Source organism: Haemophilus sp. oral taxon 036 (assembly GCF_002998595.1).
Classification (GTDB): Bacteria; Pseudomonadota; Gammaproteobacteria; order Enterobacterales; family Pasteurellaceae; genus Haemophilus; species Haemophilus haemolyticus_K.
The window spans coordinates 1,574,849-1,596,629 of sequence record NZ_CP027235.1 but is presented as its reverse complement, the minus strand read 5'-3'; the positions used below and the strand labels follow the sequence as shown (position 1 = coordinate 1,596,629).

General features: G+C 38.9%; 16 protein-coding genes and 1 pseudogene. 7 read left to right on the top strand and 10 right to left on the bottom strand.

Annotated features, from left to right (window positions below; all coding sequences use genetic code 11):
* Nucleotides 1–60 precede the first annotated feature (60 nt).
* The gene (gene gloB / locus C3V42_RS07770; RefSeq protein ID WP_106014181.1) at nt 61–777 is read right to left on the bottom strand and encodes a hydroxyacylglutathione hydrolase; all 717 of its coding nucleotides are present in this window, start codon (nt 775–777) and stop codon (nt 61–63) included.
* 33 nt (nt 778–810) lie between these two features.
* On the opposite strand from gloB, the gene C3V42_RS07765 reads away from it, so the two are divergent.
* Nucleotides 811–1,509 (top strand): methyltransferase domain-containing protein, encoded by a 699-nt coding sequence (locus tag C3V42_RS07765; RefSeq protein WP_048953053.1) that lies wholly within the window; start codon nt 811–813, stop codon nt 1,507–1,509.
* Here C3V42_RS07765 and C3V42_RS07760 read toward each other — a convergent pair.
* Nucleotides 1,506–2,312 carry a methyltransferase domain-containing protein gene (locus C3V42_RS07760; RefSeq protein WP_048953054.1) on the bottom strand — a complete coding sequence of 269 codons (807 nt, stop codon included), beginning with the start codon at nt 2,310–2,312 and terminating at the stop codon, nt 1,506–1,508. The two genes, C3V42_RS07765 and C3V42_RS07760, sit on opposite strands and share 4 nt — an antisense overlap.
* Before the next feature lie 222 nt (nt 2,313–2,534).
* Between C3V42_RS07760 and C3V42_RS07755 the strand changes: the two genes are divergently transcribed.
* The 3 genes from C3V42_RS07755 to gyrA all read left to right on the top strand — a co-directional run bounded on the left by C3V42_RS07755 (nt 2,535) and on the right by gyrA (nt 8,080).
* Entirely contained in the window at nt 2,535–3,011 is a 477-nt protein-coding gene (locus C3V42_RS07755; protein WP_048953055.1) for a hypothetical protein, read from the top strand.
* 136 nt (nt 3,012–3,147) lie between these two features.
* Nucleotides 3,148–4,911, top strand: coding sequence for a 30S ribosomal protein S12 methylthiotransferase accessory factor YcaO (ycaO, locus tag C3V42_RS07750; RefSeq protein ID WP_106014180.1), 1,764 nt, complete (start codon nt 3,148–3,150; stop codon nt 4,909–4,911).
* A gap of 526 nt (nt 4,912–5,437) precedes the next feature.
* A complete protein-coding gene (gene gyrA / locus C3V42_RS07740; RefSeq protein ID WP_106014179.1) occupies nt 5,438–8,080 on the top strand; it encodes a DNA topoisomerase (ATP-hydrolyzing) subunit A in 2,643 nt (880 codons plus the stop codon).
* A gap of 50 nt (nt 8,081–8,130) precedes the next feature.
* Here gyrA and C3V42_RS07735 read toward each other — a convergent pair whose 3' ends face one another.
* Nucleotides 8,131–9,207: a homoserine O-acetyltransferase gene (locus C3V42_RS07735; protein WP_065265136.1), complete on the bottom strand. Its 1,077-nt coding sequence runs from the start codon at nt 9,205–9,207 to the stop codon at nt 8,131–8,133.
* A 157-nt stretch (nt 9,208–9,364) separates the two neighbouring features.
* Between C3V42_RS07735 and C3V42_RS07730 the strand changes: the two genes are divergently transcribed.
* Nucleotides 9,365–10,051, top strand: a complete 687-nt coding sequence (locus tag C3V42_RS07730; protein WP_065265137.1) for an ElyC/SanA/YdcF family protein — start codon at nt 9,365–9,367, stop codon at nt 10,049–10,051.
* A gap of 3 nt (nt 10,052–10,054) precedes the next feature.
* On the opposite strand, the gene folC is transcribed toward C3V42_RS07730, so the two are convergent.
* Together folC and accD are read right to left on the bottom strand one after the other, a co-directional pair.
* A complete protein-coding gene (folC, locus tag C3V42_RS07725; protein WP_065265138.1) occupies nt 10,055–11,359 on the bottom strand; it encodes a bifunctional tetrahydrofolate synthase/dihydrofolate synthase in 1,305 nt (434 codons plus the stop codon).
* Nucleotide 11,360: 1 nt separating this feature from the next.
* Nucleotides 11,361–12,251, bottom strand: coding sequence for an acetyl-CoA carboxylase, carboxyltransferase subunit beta (gene accD / locus C3V42_RS07720; RefSeq protein ID WP_106014178.1), 891 nt, complete (start codon nt 12,249–12,251; stop codon nt 11,361–11,363).
* A 202-nt stretch (nt 12,252–12,453) separates the two neighbouring features.
* Here accD and C3V42_RS07715 point away from each other — a divergent pair, with 202 nt between their 5' ends.
* A complete protein-coding gene (locus C3V42_RS07715; RefSeq protein ID WP_106014177.1) occupies nt 12,454–13,845 on the top strand; it encodes a DegQ family serine endoprotease in 1,392 nt (463 codons plus the stop codon).
* 55 nt (nt 13,846–13,900) lie between these two features.
* Here C3V42_RS07715 and mfd read toward each other — a convergent pair whose 3' ends face one another.
* Complete coding sequence (gene mfd / locus C3V42_RS07710; protein ID WP_106014176.1) at nt 13,901–17,341, bottom strand: transcription-repair coupling factor; 3,441 nt, start codon at nt 17,339–17,341, stop codon at nt 13,901–13,903.
* Between the two features lie 191 nt (nt 17,342–17,532).
* Between mfd and C3V42_RS07705 the strand changes: the two genes are divergently transcribed.
* Complete coding sequence (locus tag C3V42_RS07705; RefSeq protein WP_048953063.1) at nt 17,533–18,300, top strand: TOBE domain-containing protein; 768 nt, start codon at nt 17,533–17,535, stop codon at nt 18,298–18,300.
* Between the two features lie 95 nt (nt 18,301–18,395).
* Here C3V42_RS07705 and C3V42_RS07700 read toward each other — a convergent pair.
* The 4 genes and pseudogenes from C3V42_RS07700 to crr form a co-directional block, all read right to left on the bottom strand.
* A pseudogene (locus tag C3V42_RS07700) lies at nt 18,396–18,851 on the bottom strand (NfeD family protein).
* A gap of 83 nt (nt 18,852–18,934) precedes the next feature.
* Entirely contained in the window at nt 18,935–19,852 is a 918-nt protein-coding gene (locus tag C3V42_RS07695; protein WP_005628412.1) for an SPFH domain-containing protein, read from the bottom strand.
* An 83-nt stretch (nt 19,853–19,935) separates the two neighbouring features.
* Entirely contained in the window at nt 19,936–21,135 is a 1,200-nt protein-coding gene (gene manA, locus C3V42_RS07690; RefSeq protein WP_106014175.1) for a mannose-6-phosphate isomerase, class I, read from the bottom strand.
* 93 nt (nt 21,136–21,228) lie between these two features.
* Nucleotides 21,229–21,729 carry a PTS glucose transporter subunit IIA gene (gene crr, locus C3V42_RS07685; RefSeq protein WP_005635907.1) on the bottom strand — a complete coding sequence of 167 codons (501 nt, stop codon included), beginning with the start codon at nt 21,727–21,729 and terminating at the stop codon, nt 21,229–21,231.
* Between the last annotated feature and the right edge of the window lie 52 nt (nt 21,730–21,781).

Sequence of the window (21,781 nt, the reverse complement as noted above, 5' to 3'; positions counted from 1 at the left end):
GAATTGTGACGCATTGAGCAAATTCACACATCATAAATTTATTAGAATCATGCCAAATGATTAAAAAATATCTTTTGCTTTGCGAAGTGCGGTAAATTCTTCAAGTGTTTTTGCTTGTAAAAACGGATTAATTTCTCGCTCTAGTTTTAAGGTTGTTGGCAAGCTTGGTTTATTTTCAGCCCGTTGTGTTTCAACAAAAATACGTTGTTTTTCTACCGCACTTTTTTCTACCGCACTTTTCTCCACCAGCACAGTTTCCGCAAATGCTAAATTCCCCAAGGTGTATTCATGAGCAGGGCAAACGATCGTCTCGTCAGGCAATGTATTCAAACGCTGCAAACTATCAAACATCTGCGCATAATTACCTGTGAAAACACGTCCGCAACCTGCAGAAAATAACGCATCACCACAAAATAAATGATTATCCACTAAAAAACTAACGTGCTGTTTAGTGTGTCCCCCCGTCGGAATGACATCAATTTGATAATGTTCGGTAAGGATCTTCCCTTCGTTCACAATTTGAGTCGCACCTTTGTTCTCACATTCTTTCGGCCCATAAATCGGCACCGTTGGATAACGTTTTTTAAATGCCGACACACCTTGTGTATGATCCTCATGTTCGTGAGTAAGCAACACCGCTTCAACCGTTGCGTTTTGCTTATCTAGCCATGCAAACAGCTTGTCCGTTTCAGGCAAATCGACAATAATAAGAGGCTGATTTTCTCGTTGATAAAGCCAAATGTAGTTATCATTCAGCGCAGGCAAAGCAAATAACATAATCGTCCTTTTCATTTGTGATGGAGGAATAAAATGATTGTAAACTGGAATGCCAAAGCGACCAAGCCTTTCATTCAGCCTGAAAGTTGGCAAAATTTGCCAAAGGGGGATAATTATTGCCAAGCCTTACGCCAAACGTTAATGCCTTGGATGCCCAAAATTTTAGGTCATCAGGTTTTGAAAATTGGTGGGTTAAGCGGTGAAGTTACGACAAATTTGCCTATGCACCACCAGATTATTTTGAGCGAAAAAATCACGCAAAATCTCACCGCACTTTGCAATGCTAAAGTTAGCTTAGTTCAAGCAAGCCTCACCGAATTGCCATGCCTTCAAAAAGAAATTAATGCCGTGTTTTTAATGAATACGCTTAATTTTGCACAAGATCCGCATCAAATTCTGCGTGAATCTCATCGCATACTGACAGACGATGGCTGGATTTTTATTGCTTTATTTAATCCATTAAGTCCGCTGATTTTCAAAAGAAAAATGGGGGATTATCCATTGCGTCACTACCCAGCTTGGCGAGTCATTGATTGGCTTTCATTGCTCAATTTTGAAGTGATTGAAAAATGCCCTATTGCAACCAAGAATAAACGCGCAACAATCTTTTCGCCGCTCACGTTAATCATTGCGCAAAAACGAACCTATCCACTGACGCTTAACCCAGAAAAAGTGCGGTCAAAAATACCGGTATTTTTAGAGCCAGTAAATGCATTCAAGCTTAAAAGCTAGGCGCGTTCCACATTCCACCAAATCAACGCCCATTTTTTCTGTCCGTGATAAATGGGTTCGTTGTTAGCTTGTTTACAATCGTAAAAGGCTTTTAAACCTTGTTTTTCTTTTTCAGAAAGTTCGCCTAAAGAAAATTCCACCGAAGCTAATAAATCCTCGTAGCTTTCACCTTGAAAACAACCCGATTCGGTTCCAATAAAATTCAAATTTGCCTGAATGCCTTTTTGATACAACCGATTGAGTAAATAAATATAAGTGGGGAAACCAATATCTTCACGGCCAATCGCCTCAAATACGCCCTCATCTAAAAAATGACGTTGTGTGACAGAAGTCAAAAACACACGTTTTTTCGCTTTCGCACAGAGTTTTTCGATCATATCGTCCAAATCGTCTACCAATGTGGAACGAGATGCCAACACCACATCAGCTTGCGGCACATCATCCCAATTATCCGCCCAAGATTTATGAAATGTCGTGAGATGATGCAAACCAAACTTCTGCTTGAATTGCGCCAAGCAATCTAACATTCCATTGCTATAATCTAAGGCATATACCGTTGAGCCTTGTTGTGCGAGAGGCACAGCCAAGGTACCGGGACCACAGCCAACATCCAATACTGTTTCATCGGCTTGCACATTCATAGCTTGCAATAATTGCTGATTATATGCAGAAGGCTTGCCGACTAAGTTCTCTGCCATTTTCACGGCTTTTTTATCCCATTTTGTTGGCGGCAAGTTGTAATGATTACAAGCGATTAAGTGTTGTTGATACAGTTCAGCAAAATTGATGTCGTAAATAGTCATAGTGATTTTTCAATGTAGTTATTCAAATGTTGATGTAAAAGTTCGGGCGAAGTGCGGTTAAAATAGTAAGAATTTTTTCATTTTAAAAATGAGACATTACAACGAATTCTACAGCATCGATATATTAATTCAAATATAGCGTAGTAAAATGAGATAAAAGGATTCTATAATATTAGGTGTTCTATATTTTCCTATGGTTATTTTGTAGAAAAGGACAATTCAATGAAATTTGAAGTGATTTATAAATTTTTCTTAGTGTGGGGATTAGCCTTAAGTTTGCTTTTCGTTGTTGTAAGTGGCATTTCAATGTGGCTAGGATTTCCTTTTACTCAAGCCTTAGACATTCATCTTTTCTTTGCTGGATTTACCGTATTTGGTTTGTTACTACATTTTTATAACCGCAAGAAGAAATGGGTAAAAATCAACACTCAATTTACCGATCTCATCACCCATAATCGCATGCCCTCTTATTGCAATTTGGATCGCTTGATGATGACTTTCGAACATTTTTCTATTCAACAAATCGCTGAGCAACTCAATCTTTCTCTCCCAATTTTATTAAATGAATTATCACAAGCTCAAATAAACATAACTGATTCCCACCGCACTTTACGTGAAAACTTTCCTCTCAACGATGAAAAAATTTTCGCTACCATTACGATTGCGTTGAAAGTGCGGTTCAATCCAACGTTACTTTAACGCCAATCAAATATACGTTAAAAGTGCGGTAAAAAACCCCGAAGTGTTTCGGGGTTTATTTTTGCCGAAAAAATCTTGCCCCGCTATTAAAACTCCCCTATTATTCACCGCACTTTTTTCTTATTTAGGAACAAAAATGACAGAACAAACGTTTATCCCTGGCAAAGATGCCGCATTAGAAGATAGCATTGCAAAATTTCAACAAAAATTGACCGCCCTTGGTTTTAATATTGAAGAGGCATCTTGGCTGAATCCCGTGCCAAATGTGTGGTCTGTGCATATTCGCGATAAAGACTGCCCGCAGTGTTTTTCTAATGGTAAAGGGGCAAGCAAAAAAGCGGCGTTAGCTTCTGCCCTTGGCGAATATTTTGAGCGTCTTTCCACTAATTATTTCTTTGCTGATTTCTATTTAGGACAAGAAATTGCAAACGGTAATTTTGTGCATTATCCCAATGAAAAATGGTTCCCGATTGAAGATGATGCCTTACTGCCTAATGGCATTTTAGATGATTATTTATTGGATTATTTTGATCCTAATGCTGAGCTGACGCCTGAATTATTGGTAGATTTACAATCTGGCAATTATGATCGCGGGATCGTAGCGATGCCTTATGTTCGTCAATCAGACGAACAAATCGTTTACATTCCACAAAGTATTATTGCCAACCTTTATGTCTCAAATGGCATGTCTGCAGGCAATACGAAATTTGAAGCACGTGTGCAAGGCTTGTCAGAAGTATTTGAGCGTTATGTGAAAAACAAAATTATCGCCGAAGCGATCAGTCTGCCAGAAATTCCAAAATCGGTGATGGATCGCTATCCATCTATTCAGGCTTCCATTGCAAAATTAGAGGAAGAAGGCTTCCCAATTTATGCTTTTGATGCTTCACTTGGCGGAAAATACCCTGTTATTTGTGTCGTATTATTAAATCCAAATAACGGCACGTGCTTTGCCTCTTTCGGCGCACATCCAAATTTCCAAGTGGCATTAGAACGTACAGTGACGGAACTTTTACAAGGTCGCAGTTTGAAAGATTTAGATGTTTTCTCACCGCCATCTTTCAATAACGATGATGTGGCTGAACACGCTAATTTAGAAACCCACTTTATTGACTCAAGCGGTTTAATTTCTTGGGATTTATTTAAGCAAACGCCCGATTATGAATTTGCTGATTGGGATTTCAGTGGTACAACGCAGGAAGAATACAATAATTTAATGGCAATTTTCCGTGCGGATGAAAAAGAAGTTTACGTGATGGATTACAACCATTTGGATGTCTATGCGTGCCGTATTATTGTGCCAGGCATCTCTGATATTTATCCTGCAGACGATTTAATTTACGCCAACAACAATATGGGAATGGATTGGCGCGAAATTTTACTGGATTTACCAAATTGGCATCACGATGCGGAAACCTATCAAGAGTTATTAGACGAATTAGACGGACAAGATATTGACGATGCAACTCGCGTGCGTGAATTTATCGGCATCGTTGCCCCTAAAAATAGCGGCTGGACAACCTTACGCGTGGGCGAATTAAAATCAATGCTTCACCTGGCATTAGGCGAATTAGAACAGGCATTAGATTGGGCAAACTGGACGCTGAATATGAATAGTTCTGTATTTACTGTAGAACGTGTGAATTATTACCGCGCATTAATTTCCATCATTGAATTACATTTAGATCAAAATCGCGCCCCAGCACAATATCGTGCAGTGTTTGAGAAAATGTATGGTAAAGATGCGGTTAAACAAGCTTGGGCCGCTGTCTCTGAAAGTGGCAATCCGTTCTACAATCTTCCAGCAAGTGATGAGAATTTAAAAAACTTTAAGGAACATCAGGCGTTGTTAGGGGCTTATGGGAAGTTGCAGAAAGCCAAAAAAGAAAATTGGAAATAATTAGGTCAGGATTTCGCCTGACGACTACCTACTTTCTTTTACTCGTGTAAAAGAAAGTAGGCAAAGAAAACACGCCCCAATTAAATCGCTAATCTTTGCTTTATTTCAATTTTCTTAACGGCAATTTTCTAAACTCGCTGCGCTCAAACAGACGAAAATTGCCTAAAAATTGAAAGTCGCAAAGGCGATTTATATGGGGACTTTAGTTTATCTAAGCATTATAAAAATATTTAAATATTTTACCCGCACTTAAAAATAATCCCTTCTTTTCCGCCTTTGTGTAATTGAATTTGTAGGAAATTTTCGTCTGTTTGAGCGCAGCGAGTTCAGAAAATTTCCGTGAAACAAATTCAATGGAACAAAGGAAATAAGGAAAAGCAGGGTTGCCTTTCTTTTTGCCTACTTTTTCTTTGGCAAGGCAAAGAAAAAGTAGGTCGCCATCAGGCGAAATCCTGATATCAAAAACCACATATCCACAATTTTATGCTATAATCCGCCACAATTTTTGATCAAAAAAGGAATACCAATGACGGATTCAATCCAATCATCTATCACCCCTGTCAATATCGAAGAAGAACTCAAATCTTCCTACCTTGACTACGCGATGTCGGTTATCGTTGGGCGTGCATTACCTGACGTTCGAGATGGTTTAAAACCTGTTCACCGCCGCGTATTGTTCTCAATGGATCGCGAAGGTAATACCGCCAATAAAAAATACGTAAAATCAGCGCGTGTTGTGGGTGATGTAATCGGTAAATATCACCCGCATGGTGACTCGGCTGTGTACGATACCATCGTTCGTATGGCACAACCATTCTCACTTCGCTATATGTTGGTTGATGGACAAGGTAACTTTGGTTCAATTGATGGTGATGCGCCAGCTGCAATGCGTTATACCGAAGTGCGTATGCAAAAAATTACGCAAGCATTACTCACAGATTTGGATAAAGAAACCGTCAATTTCTCGCCAAACTATGATGGCGAATTAATGATTCCAGATGTATTGCCAACTCGTATTCCAGCACTTTTAGCAAATGGATCTTCAGGTATTGCAGTGGGGATGGCAACTAACATTCCTCCTCACAACTTAAATGAAGTATTAAATGGTTGTTTGGCTTATATCGACAACAATGAAATTACCATTGATGAATTAATGCAACATATTCCAGGCCCAGACTTCCCAACCGCGGCATTAATTAATGGTCGTAAAGGAATTGAAGAGGCCTACCGCACTGGTCGTGGTAAAGTTTATGTTCGTGCTCGTGCAACAGTAGAAACCAACGAAAAAGGACGCGAGCAAATTATCGTGTCTGAATTGCCATACCAAGTAAATAAAGCAAAATTAGTCGAGAAAATCGCCGAATTAATTCGCGAGAAAAAAATCGAAGGTATCAGCAATATTACTGACCTTTCAAACAAAGAAGGGATCCGTATTGAAATTGATATTAAACGTGATGCAGTAGGTGAAGTGGTATTAAACCATCTTTACTCGCTAACCCAAATGCAAGTGACCTTTGGTATCAATATGGTGGCATTGGATCACGGTCAGCCACGTTTATTTAATCTTAAAGAAATCATTGAATCCTTCGTTTTACACCGCCGTGAAGTGGTTACACGTCGTTCTATCTTTGAGCTTCGCAAAGCGCGTGAACGTACGCACATTTTGGAAGGTTTAGCGGTTGCTCGTTCTAATATCGATGAAATGATTGCGATCATTCGTAACTCTAAAAACCGTGAAGAGGCTGCAACAGCAATCAGTTCACGCTCTTGGACGTTACATAGCGACATTATTAATCTTCTTGATGTTTCTGCTCGTCCTGATGATTTAGAAGAAAATCTAGGTATTCAAGGTGAACAATATTACTTATCACCAGCGCAAGTAAACGCAATTTTAGAACTTCGTTTACACCGTTTAACGGGCATTGCCTTTGAAGAAGTTGTAAAAGAATATGAGGAATTATTAGTTAAAATTGCGGATCTTCTTCATATTTTAAGTAGCGCAGAACGTTTAATGGAAGTGATTCGTGAAGAATTGGAAGAAGTGAAAGCACAATTCGGTGATGATCGTTTAACTGAAATTACCGCTGCTTCTGGCGATATTGATTTAGAAGATTTAATCGCACAAGAAGACGTAGTTGTGACGCTTTCTCACGAAGGTTATGTGAAATACCAACCACTAACTGACTATGAAGCACAACGTCGTGGCGGTAAAGGTAAATCTGCAACGAAGATGAAAGAAGAAGATTTCATCGAAAAATTACTGGTGGCAAATACTCACGATACGATCCTCTGTTTCTCTAGCCGTGGTCGTTTATATTGGTTGAAAGTATATCAACTTCCACAAGCAAGCCGTGGCGCACGCGGTCGTCCAATTGTGAATATTCTTCCGTTACAAGAAAACGAACGTATTACTGCAATCTTGCCAGTTTCTGCTTACGAAGAAGATAAATTCGTGGTTATGGCAACTGCTGGCGGTATTGTGAAGAAAATCGCCTTAACCGAATTTAGCCGTCCACGTTCAAACGGTATCATCGCATTAAATTTACGTGACGAAGATGAATTAATCGGCGTGGATATTACCGATGGTAGCAACGAAATTATGTTGTTCTCATCACAAGGTCGTGTGGTACGTTTTGCAGAAAATGCAGTGCGTGCAATGGGTCGTTTAGCGACAGGTGTTCGCGGTATTAAACTAGCTTTAACAAACGATATTTCTGACGATGAAAGTACGGTAGAAATTGAAGATATTTCTGATGACAACGCCGAAGCATCATTAGACTTAAATATCGATAAAGTGGTTTCTCTCGTTGTGCCAAAAGGTGAAGGTGCAATTTTAACCGCAACGCAAAACGGCTACGGAAAACGCACACAATTAAGTGAATACCCAACTAAATCACGTAATACAAAAGGTGTGATTTCGATTAAAGTGAGTGAGCGCAATGGTAAAGTCGTTGCCGCAACTCAAGTAGAAGAAACAGACCAAATTATGTTGATTACCGATGCTGGAACCCTTGTTCGCACACGCGTAAGCGAGGTAAGCATCGTAGGCCGTAACACTCAAGGTGTCCGTTTAATTCGTACTGCAGATGATGAACACGTAGTAAGTTTAGAACGTGTTTGTGATGCAGATGAAGAAGATTCCTTGGAAGAAAGCGGTTCTGAAGAATAACCTATTATAAAAGAAGAAGTGCGGTGAAATTTCACCGCACTTTTTTATATCTAATTACCCGCTAAACCATCCCTAATTCGTTTTTCAAACTGATCATAATCCACTAAAAACGCATCGTGTCCGTAATCTGATGGGAATTCGTAAAAATGTAAATCGACTCCACTTTGTTCTAAAAGCTGTTTACTTTTATAAAGGTCAACTGGCTTAAAGAGCTGGTCCGTTGTCACAGAAACCAGCGTATAACGCGCTTTAATGCGTGATAATGCCTCTTTGACATTTTCATACCCAATGCTTGGATCATACATATCCAACGCACGTAACAAATGCAAATAACTATTGGCATCAAAACGTTCTAAAAATTTTTTACCTTGGTAAGAAAGGTAGGATTCAACTTGAAAGTAGTCACCCCAAAAGCTGCCATCTGATTTTGTTGCTCGTCCAAACGCTTTTGCAAGCTGTAAATCAGTACGGTAAGTCAACATACCTAGCATACGAGCAATAGATAGTCCTTGATCCGGCGGTGTACCATCATAGTAATCGCCACCATTAAAATTAGGGTCATTAATGACCGCTTGACGCATAACATGGTTAAAGCCTATGGCTTCCGCACTAAAATAAATGGATGAGCAAAGATTCACGATATTATCCATAAAATCAGGATAATCAATCGCCCATTGATTCGCTTGCATACCGCCAAAAGATCCACCAATAATGGCTTTTAAATGACTAATGCCAAGATGATCAAGCAAGGCTTTTTGTACTTTGACAATATCTTGCAAGACAATATTAGGAAATTGGCTACCATAAGGTTTACCCGTTTGCGGATTAATTGATGAAGGCCCTGTTGTTCCCTTGCAACCACCTAATACGTTTGAGCTAATAAAAAAATAACGATCCGTATCCAATGCTAAACCTTTGCCCATAAAATTCTGCCACCAGCCATCGCGACCATCATCGAAATAAGGCTCAGCATCGCCAGTCAAAGCATGGCAAATTAATACCGCATTATTTTTTTCGGCATTGAGCGTACCATAAGTTTGATACGCGACATTGATATGGGAAAGCTTGCCACCAAGCGTCATGGTTAAAGGCTGTGTGTCAAAAAGCACTACATTTTGCACAGACATTGGAAACCTATCGTAATAATGAGAATGGCGCCTAAACTATCAGTAAGTCGATTAGGTTGTCAAGAAATTTTAGCCGTCTAAACGGCTAAATTATCACACATCAATGCAATTCATAAAATCCATCAAATTCTCCTTGAAGTGCGGGGAATTTTTCATTATGTTTACAGACATGATAATAAAAAAATTACCATCAAAATTAACCGCACTTTTTCGTATATCGATCTATACAATCTTTGCACTGATTATGCTTTGCTTGCTTGTCGATAAAGGCGTAAGTTTTTATGTGCGTGATAAGATATTCACGAGTATTGATGAAATCCCCCCTCGAGCATATGCTCTTGTGTTGGGCACATCGAAATATATTATTGGTGGAAAACCTAATGCTTATTACGAGTATCGTTTAGCCGCAGCAAAAGAGTTGATCGATCATCAAAAAGTCAATTACCTTTTACTAAGTGGCGACAATCGCACTGTCCAATATAACGAACCAAGAGCAATGTTTCGTGATTTACGAAAAATGGGCGTATCAGAAGCCTCTATGTTCCGCGATTTTGCTGGTTTTCGTACGCTAGATTCCGTTATCCGCGCAGATAAAATTTTCCAAGTACAAGCATTTACGATTGTCAGTCAAAAATTTCATTGCGAACGCGCACTTTTAATTGCTAAAGCACATGATATTGATGCAATTTGTTTTGTAGCCAAACAACCTGAATTACCTCTATCTACTCGAATAAGAGAAGTTTTTGCGCGTATAAAAGCGGTTTTGGATTTGATATTAGGTGTTGAGCCTTATTTTTTGGGAGAGCCAGAACCACTGCCCTCCCCTATAAATAAGGTAAATTGATGTTTACTCTATAACCGACCAAAATTCGGCTACGGTGTGGAAAGATCCAAAGACTAAAACAACATCATTTTTTACCGCACTTTTGAGTGCAGTACGCATACCATCCATAACAGAATTATCTGATGTAGCTTGAACATGTGGGAAATGACTTTTCAGTTTATCAGCTAATTCATCGCCTGACTGCCCGCGATAGCCGCCTAAGGTGACACAATGCCATTCATCAATAATAGACGTTAAATGCGCAAATACACCATTTGCATCTTTGTCTTTGAGCATCCCACATACGGCAATAATTTTGCCTTCTATGCTATGTTTAAGTGCGGCCAATTTTTCAGATAAATATTTTGCAGCATGAGGATTATGCCCCACATCAACGATGATTATTGGCAAGGTTTCAACTGGTACGCCAAGATAATCCGCTAATTTTTCACGTCTATCTGCTTTTATTGCTTGAAAACGACCAACCAGTTCTACCTCTTGCAAAGATTTTCGCAAAGTCTGTTCCGAAATATCAAAAGGTAAACATTGAACGGCTGCAAGAGCCGTTGCAGCATTCGCCAATGGAATCTGACAAAACGGCAAATTTTCTAACCGCACTTTTTTATTTTGCCATTGCCAATTTTCAGCATTTTGCTCAAATGACCAATCCACATCACGTCGGGAAACTTGGCAATGTAATTTTCCAGCCTGATCTAACATTGTTTGTGGCACATTAGGTTCGCCAATCACGACAGGGCAATTTTTGCGGAAAATTCCTGCTTTTTCAAAAGCAATGGCCTCTCTGGTATCCCCAAGAAAATCGGTGTGATCAATATCGATGCTAGTAATCACCGCAAGATGGCTATCCACAATATTGGTCGCATCTAAACGGCCACCTAACCCCACTTCTAAAATCACCACATCTAATTTTGATTGCTTAAATAAATGCAATGCAGAAAGGGTGCTAAATTCAAAATAAGTCAGCGATTCTGTTTTGTTTTCATCAATAAAGGCAAAAGAGGCGGTATGTGCTTCATCTGGTAAATCTTGATTTTGAATGCGTACTCGCTCGTTATAACGTAGTAAATGAGGCGAAGAATACACGCCCACACGTAATCCGTGATTAAGCAGAATCGTTTCTAACAAACGGCAAGTCGTGCCTTTACCATTCGTCCCCCCCACCGTTATCACATAAGGGGCGGGATGAAGTAAATCCAATTTTTCTGCCACGGATTTAATACGATCTAAACCAAGATCAATAGGTTTAAAATGGCTTTTTTCTAAATAAGAAAGCCACTCAGCGAGTGGCGAAGTGGCTTTAAGTTGCATATTATTCATCTTCAGAAATGAGTTCAGGTTCTACAAAAGGAGAAGGTTGATTCGTTAATTTACTCAATACACTTGCTAAAGTTTTACGCATTTCTGAACGTTTCACGATCATATCAATTGCCCCTTTCTCAAGTAAAAACTCACTACGTTGGAAACCTTCTGGCAATTTTTCACGTACTGTTTGTTCAATAACGCGAGGCCCCGCAAACCCAATTAAAGCTTTTGGCTCGGCAATATTTAAATCACCCAACATCGCAAAACTTGCTGATACGCCGCCTAAAGTTGGATCTGTTAATACTGAAATAAATGGTACGCCTTTTTCACGCATTTGGGCAAGTACTGCACTGGTTTTTGCCATTTGCATTAAAGAGAATAATGCTTCCTGCATACGTGCACCACCACTCGCAGAGAAACACACAAACGGACAATTCATTTCCATAGCTTTTTCAGCCGCTTTAACAAATTTTGCACCCACAACAGACCCCATTGAACCGCCCATAAAAGCAAAGTTCGACGCAGCCACAACAATTGGCATATTATAAAGTGTACCAGTCATGGTAATTAACGCATCTTTTTCACCTGTTTCTTTTTGCGCCGCACTGATACGATCTTTATATTTCTTTGAATCTTTAAATTTTAAAATATCTTTTGGTTCTAAATCTGCCGCAATTTCTTGGCTTGAACCTTCGTCCAATAATTTTAATAAACGCTCACGTGCGTCAATACGCATATGATGACCGCATTTAGGGCAAACATAAAGATTACGTTTGAGTTCTTCACTATAAAGTACTTGTTCACAAGAAGTACATTTAGTCCACACGCCTTCCGGCACATTTGCTTTTCGAGTAGAAGAAGACGGACTCTTACTAAAAATTCGGTTAATCCAGCTCATTTTTCGACCTTTTTATTGACTAGAAAATTCTGCGTATTAGACCATAAATTTGCAGAATTTGCTACTTGTAAGGCGTTTTTGTACTGCTCCGATTTCCTTTAGAGACTTTCAATAAATATGAGAAATAAATCCATGATTGAACATTTTTTTTATTTCTTTGTCTCATAGAGCACGTTATCTGAAATCTATTTTGGAGTATTTTATGAAAAAAACACGTTTTGTATTAAGCAGTATTGCTCTCGGATTAAGTGTCTTGACTACACCATTTGTGACTCAAGCTGGTTTACCAAGTTTTATTTCAGAGCAAAATAGTTTGGCACCCATGTTAGAAAAAGTTCAACCTGCAGTAGTGACACTTTCTGTTGAAGGAAAAGCAAAAGTTGACTCACGTTCTCCTTTTCAAGACGATATTCCTGAAGAATTTAAATTCTTCTTCGGTGATCGTTTTGCTGAACAATTTGGTGGAGGCGGTGAATCAAAACGTAACTTCCGTGGTTTAGGTTCTGGCGTCATTATTAATGCAAATAAAGGCTATGTTTTAACGAATAATCATGTTATTGACGGGGCAGATAAAATTACCGTGCAATTACAAGATGGCCGTGAGTTTAAAGCCAAATTAGTGGGTAAAGATGAGCAATCAGATATTGCGTTAGTACAGCTTGAAAAACCAAGTAATTTAACAGAAATCAAATTTGCTGATTCCGATAAATTACGAGTAGGCGATTTCACTGTTGCAATTGGTAATCCATTTGGTTTAGGTCAAACTGTGACATCTGGTATTGTTTCTGCATTAGGTCGCTCAACTGGCTCTGATAGCGGTGCTTATGAAAACTATATTCAAACTGATGCTGCGGTAAACCGCGGTAATTCAGGTGGTGCATTAGTCAACCTAAATGGTGAACTCATTGGTATCAACACCGCGATTATTTCGCCAAGCGGTGGCAATGCAGGAATTGCCTTTGCGATTCCAAGTAATCAAGCAAACAATTTAGTGCAACAAATTTTAGAATTTGGTGAAGTACGCCGAGGATTGCTTGGTATTAAAGGTGGCGAACTCAATGCTGATTTAGCCAAAGCCTTTAATGTAAGCGCACAACAAGGCGCATTTGTAAGTGAAGTTTTACCGAAATCTGCTGCTGAAAAAGCTGGCATTAAAGCGGGGGATATTATCACGGCGATGAATGGTCAAAAAATCTCAAGTTTCGCAGAAATGCGAGCAAAAATTGCCACCTCTGGTGCAGGAAAAGAGATCAGTTTAACTTACTTACGCGATGGTAAATCTCACGATGTTAAAGTGAAATTACAAGCGGATGATGGAAATCAACTTTCCTCTAAAACGGAATTGCCAGCATTAGATGGAGCAACATTGAAAAACTATGATGCAAAAGGCATCAAAGGGATTGAAATCACCAAAATTCAACCGAACTCCCTCGCAGCCCAACGTGGTTTAAAAGCTGGCGATATTATTATTGGCATAAACCGCCAGCAGGTTGAAAACACGGCTGAATTAAGCAAAGCGCTTGATGAGGAGCCATCGGCTGTGGCCTTAAATATTTTACGTGGAGACAACAATTTTTACTTATTAGTACAATAACTCTTCCACCGAATATATAGACAAAAAGTCCGATCATGATGATCGGACTTCTTTTTTATGAGGCAATTACTTTCAACAAATCTACCACAAATTCTAACCGCACTTTGTTATCAGATAGGTCTTTCATAAACTTAAATTTCAATGGGCCATCAAATCGATACACAATAGGTTCTTTTTGAATTAATTGAATAAATTTATCTGGATTCACTTGTGCTTTTGGTGAAAACTCAATAAAACCGCCTTGCATTCCTGCATCAATTCGCACAACTTTCAACGGCTCAACCAACAAACGCAATTCTGCAATTTGCAGTAGATTTTTTGTCGCATCAGGCAATAATCCGAATCGATCTATCAACTCAACTTTTAACTCATCCAATTCTGATTTACTCTCTGCTGCGGCAATTCGTTTATAAAAGGATAAACGCATATTCACATCACCTAGATAATCATCTGGCAATAAAGCAGGCACGCGCAATTCAATATCTGCTTGTTGTTGAGTCAATTCTTCTAATGATGGTTCACGCCCTTCTTTTAATGCTTTAACCGCCGCATCCAATAATTCCATATAAAGCGAAAAACCGATGCTTTCAATTTGTCCGCTTTGTTCATTTCCAAGTAATTCGCCTGCGCCACGAATCTCTAAATCATGAGTAGCCAAGATAAAACCAGCCCCAAGGTTATCAAGATTTTCTAACGCATCTAGGCGGCGTTCAGCATCTTTTGTCATCATTTTTGGCGGTGGCGTAAGCAAATAAGCATAAGCCTGATGATGTGAACGCCCGACTCGTCCACGTAATTGATGCAACTGAGCCAAACCAAAATGATCTGCTCGTTCAATAATAATGGTATTTGCCGTTGGCACATCAATACCCGTTTCGATAATGGTTGAACAAACTAAGACGTTATAACGCTGATGATAAAAATCACTCATCACACGTTCTAACTCACGTTCTCGCATTTGTCCGTGCCCCACAATCACTCGTGCTTCAGGTACAAGTGCGGTGAGTTTTTCTGCTGTATTTTCAATACTTGCGACATCATTATGGAGATAATAAACCTGCCCGCCACGTAAGATTTCACGCAAAATTGCTTCTCGTACAACAAGATCGTCATTCTGGCGGACAAAGGTTTTAATACTTAATCGGCGAGCAGGTGGCGTAGAAATAATGGAAAGATCACGAATACCATTCATCGCCATATTGAGCGTACGCGGAATTGGCGTTGCCGTTAGCGTAAGAATATCGATATTCGCACGGAGCTGTTTAATTTTCTCTTTTTGGCCCACACCGAAACGATGTTCTTCATCAATAATCAACAAACCAAGATCATTAAATTTTACATCTGATTGAATTAATTTATGGGTACCAATCAATATATCGACTTTGCCTTCTGCAAGATTTTCCAGAATTTGTTTTTGTTCTTTTGCAGTTTTAAAACGGGATAACACTTCTACGTTCACCGGCAAATTTGCAAAACGATCCTTAAAATTCTCATAATGCTGTTGGGCTAACAGTGTAGTTGGCACTAGCACTGTAACTTGCTTATGATTCATCACAGCCAAAAATGCGGCACGCATTGCCACTTCAGTTTTACCAAAACCTACATCACCGCAAACAAGGCGATCCATTGCTTTTGGCTGACACATATCAGAAATTACCGCATTAATTGCCATTTCCTGATCGTAGGTTTCTTCAAAAGGAAAAGTTGCGGCAAACTGTTGAAATTCTTCACGATCATATTTAAAGGCAAAGCCTTTCTTCGCTTCACGTTGTGCGTAAACATCTAGTAACTCGGCCGCAACATCACGAATTTTCTCCGCTGCTTTTTGGCGTGATTTCGCCCAAGCCTCGTTACCCAATTTATGTAATGGCGCACTTTCATCAGAACCACCGACATAACGGCTAATCAAATGTAATGAAGTGACTGGCACATAAAGTTTTGATTCATTTGCATAATTTAGCAGCAAATATTCTGCTTTAATGCCACCTGTATCTAAGGTGACCAAACCGCCATAACGCCCCACACCATGATCAAGATGCACAACGGGTTGCCCTATTTTCAGCTCGGCAAGATTGCGCACAAGCGTGTCAGGATTAATCGTTTTACGTTTATCTCTAGAACGTTGTTGAACACGTTCGCCAAGTAAATTAGCTTCGCCAAGAATCGCGACAGGAAGCGATTGTTCAATAATAAAACCTTGTTCAAGAGAGCTGACTAACAAGCTAAATTTTTCATTTTCAGCCTGTTCCAAGAATTGAATTTGTTTTGGCTTGAGTTTTAATGGTGAAAGCAAATCAAGCAAAGTCTCTCGGCGACCTTCCGTCTCCACAGAAAACAGTATATTTCCTTTAAAATGCTCAATAAATTGGCGTAATTGCCCCAATGGTTCTTTTTGCTGGGATTGAACGGTCACTTCTGGTAAAGCAGCAACAGGTAAATTTTTCTGGCGTACCGATGACCGCACTTTTTCCGCTTTAAATGTAATGCGTGGATAAGATTTCAATCGGCGATTGACTTCATCAACATTAAGCCATAATTTTTCAGGCGATAAAAGGGGACGCATCGGATCCACTTTACGTTGTTCATAACGCTGTTTTACATCTTGATAAAAACGTTCTCCTTGCGTTTGATTGTTTTCCATATCCACAAACAGCGTTTGTTCTGGCAAATAATCAAACAAAGTCGCCATTTCAGAAAAGAAAAGTGGTTGCCAATATTCAATGCCAGAAATCAAGGTACCTTTACTGATTTGCTGATAAATATGTTCGGGATCTCGGCGAATTTCACCAAAAGTTTCACGAAATTGCGCACGGAAAAATTCAATCCCTTTGTCATCCGTTGGAAATTCGTGAGCAGGCAAAAGATTAATTGAGTTAATTTCATCAAGAGTACGTTGCGTATCCACGTCAAAAGTGCGAATGGAATCAATTTCATCATCAAAAAAATCAAGACGAAAAGGCACCGCACTTCCCATTGGAAAAAGATCCAACAAGGCTCCACGAACCGCATATTCACCATGTTCCAATACTTGCTCCACAGCACGATAGCCCGCGGCTTCCAATTGTAAGCGCATTTTATCGATGACCAAACGATCGCCTTTTTTAATCAGAAGCACATTGTGTTGTAAATATTGTGGCGGGCAAAGGCGTTGCATTAATGTCGAAATCGGCAATAAGAAAATGCCTTTTTTCGCATTTTGTAAATGGAAAAGCGCACTTAAACGAGAGGAAATGATTTCTTGATGGGGAGAAAAGGTATCGTAAGGTAAGGTTTCCCAATCAGGAAAAAGGCATACATTTTGGCTGATTAATTCCGATAAAACACGTGATAAACGCACCGCACTTCGCGTATCTGGTGTCACCACTACTGTTAAATTTTGATTTTGCTCTGCAATTTCACTAATCGCCAATGCATCAGCGCCGGGTAATACATTGCCTAAAATTTTGTGATCATTGGGTTGGGTAGGAATATCAGGTTGGAAAAAAGCCGTTTTCATAAATATCAATAACGCATTAATGCTTGTTTAAAAACTGACGAACAGTTTACTGAAGTTCATAATATATTTCAACAATCAACTGTTTAAAAAAACAGTTAATTAATATTATTCAAAGATAGTTTATCCGCCAGAGCGTTTTATCTCATCTATTTTCATAGTAAAATGTCCGTATTGTGATAAGGAACAGAAAAATGAAAAATACCGAGATCTTACTCACCATTAAACTTCAACAAGAACTTTTTATCGATCCAAAACGAGTGCGTTTACTCAAAGAAATTCAACAATGCGGTTCGATTAATCAAGCAGCGAAAAATGCAAAAGTGAGCTATAAAAGTGCGTGGGATCATTTAGAAGCGATGAATAAAATCAGCCCTCGCCCATTGCTTGAACGAAATACAGGTGGAAAAAATGGCGGAGGTACGGCACTTACCTCTTATGCCGAGCGTTTGCTGCAGCTTTATGATTTATTAGAACGTACGCAAGAACACGCTTTTCATATTTTACAAGATGAATCTGTTCCGTTAGATAGTTTACTCACGGCAACTGCACGTTTTTCTTTACAAAGTAGCGCACGCAATCAATTTTTTGGACGAGTGGCACAACAACGAATCATTGACTCTCGTTGTGTTGTGGATGTGAATGTGCAAGGATTACCAACCCCATTGCAAGTTTCTATTACCACTAAAAGCTCGGCTCGTTTGAAACTCATTACGGAAAAAGAAGTGATGTTGATGTTCAAAGCACCTTGGGTGAAAATTAGTGAAAAACCACTAGAAAATCAGGCTAATCAGTTCCCTGTAAATATCAAATCACTAAATGAAGAAGAAGCCATCCTTCAATTTGCTGACAGCGACATTGAATTTTGTGCCACGCTCCACCAACCAAATCAATGGCAAATCGGGCAACAGGTTTGGATTCACATTGATCAAGAGCAAATTATTTTAGCTACGCTAGGTTAATCTCAAAGTGCGGTAAATTTTAGAAGAACATTTTAATCATACAAAAAAAGACAGGCCTAGCGCCTGTCTTGTTTATTATTAATTAAAATCCTAAACTAATTAGAAATATTTTTTACAATCAGCGTAATACCATCCACACGTTCAACTTCAATCAATGCTCCAACCGTGAGATTATCACCTTGAATGCGCCAAGTTGTGTCGCCAAACGCGCCTCAACCAATTCCATTCACGCCAAGTTCTTGAACAACACCTTGTTTACCAAGTAACGCATGATCTCGCTGATTTAATGTTGAATGATATTGATCATGGCGATCTTTACCATGTTGATATTTCCACCAAATCACTGAAAGTATGCAAGCTAATAGCGCGTAAAAAATAGCAAGTGAGGCAAGAGAAAGGCTGGGAAAAAGAAATTGTACAAATGCCGTCACTAAAGCTGCTAATCCCCACCATAGCAAAAATATCCCAGGTGTAAGCACTTCACCAATAAGCAAAATAAAACCTAAAATCAGCCAGTGCCAAAGCGTCCAATTTATTAACCAATCCGCCATAGATTCTCCTATTTGTTGTAAAGGCTTTTTATTACAAAAGTGCGGTGATAAACGATTAAAAAAATCACCGCACTTTATCTAAATTAAGATTTCTTATCGCCCTTTAATAACTCCGCAATACCAGCAACAGAACCAATTAAATTGCCAGCTTCTAATGGCATAAGCACGACTTTACTGTTTCCTGAACTTCCGATTTCTTTCAATGCTTCCGTATATTTTTGTGCAATAAAGTAGTTAATCGCTTTGGTGTCACCGCTGGTAATTGCTTCTGATACCATTTGCGTTGCTTTTGCTTCAGCTTCTGCTGCTCGTTCTCGAGCTTCAGCTTGTAAAAAGGCTTCTTGTCGCTCCCCTTCCGCTTTTAAAATTCTAGCTTGTTTTTCACCTTCAGCACGAAGAATCTGAGCCTGACGAATCCCCTCAGCCTCTAATACTTCAGCACGTTTATTTCGTTCCGCTTTCATTTGAGCATTCATAGAATCAATCAATTCACGAGGCGGACGAACATCACGAATTTCAATACGGGTTACTTTAATCCCCCATGGATTTGTCGCTTCATCCACAATAGCCAATAATCGACTATTAATAGAATCACGTTGGGAAAGCATTTCATCAAGCTCCATCGAGCCAAGCACGGTTCGAATATTTGTCATGGTTAAATTGATGATAGCTTGTTCCAAATGGTTTACTTCATAAGCCGCACTTCGGGCATCAATCACTTGGACAAAACAAACCGCGTCAATAGAAACATTGGCGTTATCTTTAGAAATCACTTCTTGGGAAGGAATGTCTAAAACTTGTTCCATCATATTAATTTTACGACCAATACGATCAACAAAAGGCACCACTAAATTTAGCCCTGGCATTAATGTTCTTGTGTAACGACCAAAACGTTCGATTGTCCAGTTATAACCTTGTGGTACGGTTTTTACTGTAGAAAACAAAATTAATGCGACTAATATCACAAAAATTAATGTGGAAATAGCGAATCCATCAAGCATATTTTTTCTCCTTTATTAGGGTAGATTTAATGAAAAAAGTCTATCAAATCCACCCGCACTTTTATAGCCTATTTTGTATAAAATTAAGGCAATTTTGCCACTACTGCATAGCCTTCAATTAAACCTTCCACCTCATAAGAAGCATTCGCAGTAATGAAAGCTGCCTCACCTTGTTTCAAAGAAAGTGCGGTCGTTTCTGAGCGTAAATTCAACTGGCCATTCATCACCAATAAAATACTCGCACTTTGTGCTTTTAAATGATGAGTTTCACCACATTCATATTGAATATTTTGCAAAGCGAAATCTTGTGCCGGCGTAGCATAAGTAAATATACGCGCGTCTTGAGGTGCCGACGGGATAATTTTAGGCTCCACTTCACGACAATCTATAATTTTAAGCAATTCTGGAATATCCACATATTTAGGCGTTAAACCACCTCGAATCACATTATCTGAACAAGCCATCAGTTCAATATTTTGCCCGCGTAAATAAGCATGCGGAATGCCAGCATCTTGGTAAATTCCCTCACCTTTTTTGAGGTGCACAATATTAAACAAATAGAAGCAAATTAAACCTGCATCTAATTTATCTAAAGAAATATTCATTGCATCAATGGTATAAAGCACCCAATAATCTGGATTAGTTAAATCCAGATTATTAGCCTCATAAGCAGTTTGATTTTCCAACAGAATTGGAGAAAGCCATTGGTGTAGCTGAGCTTGTTCTGCTTGCATAATATCGGCATAGAAAGCATGTAAATCTTGTTTATGTAATTTTTTTGCAAGCGGGGCTAAAGATGAGCGTGCCTCTAAAGCTTCGATAATATCCGATTTATTTTTAAAACCATGCAACAACCAGAAATCAGATAAAGCGATCATCATTTCAGGTTTATAATTGTTATCTTTATAAGTACGTGTTGATGCTTTTAAATCAATGCCTTTCGCATTTTCTTCCGCAAAACCTATCTCAGCTTGTGTTTTCGTTGGATGAAGTTGAATAGAAAGAGGTTGGGCGACATCAAGAATTTTTAATAAATAGGGTAATTCATCACCAAAACTTGCTCGGCTTTGTGCACCAAGTGCGGTAGGATTTTTTTGTAAAAATTCAGTAAGTAACAAATTTTTACCATCAACTTCAATGGTTGAAGGCGAAGAATTATGAGCGCCCAACCACCATTCAGCATAATATTGATTTTCTTCCGCAGGAATATTTAGTAATTGAGGAATATATTGATGCCCTCCCCATACGTAATTTTGGAGTGAGCCAGTAAGTTTATAGATCATTTTTAATTTTTCCCTTGAATCCTATCTACACCACAGTTTTATTTACATAAATAAAAAATCCGCACAAAGGCGGACTTTTTTATCGTAAAGAAATTATTTAGTTAAGCTTAATACCACTGACTCTCCAGCGACGACTTCACCTGATTTTTTCACGATGCAAGAAATTTCATCCATATTGGAAATAACAACGGGGGTTAATACAGATTTTGCTTTTGATTCTAATAAAGGAAGATCAAATTCAATCACGGTATCTCCACGCTTAACAGATTGACCTTCTTGCGCAATACGAGTAAAGCCTTCACCTTTCAACTCAACGGTATCAATGCCAAAGTGTACAAATAATTCTACACCTTCTTTTGATTCCATTGAGAAAGCATGATTGGTTTCAAAAATTTTACCAATCACACCATCCACTGGCGCAACGATTTTGTTACCGGTAGGACGAATAGCAACACCATCACCCACGATTTTTTCAGAGAAAACTACATCGGGAACATCTTCAATATTTACAATCTCACCAGAGATAGGTGCATAAATTTCAACTTCCACAGATTTGTTTTCTTTTGAACCGAATAACTTGTCAAATAAGCCCATTTTAATCTCCTATCAATTCATAGATGGCTGTTATTTTAACGTAAAATCAAAC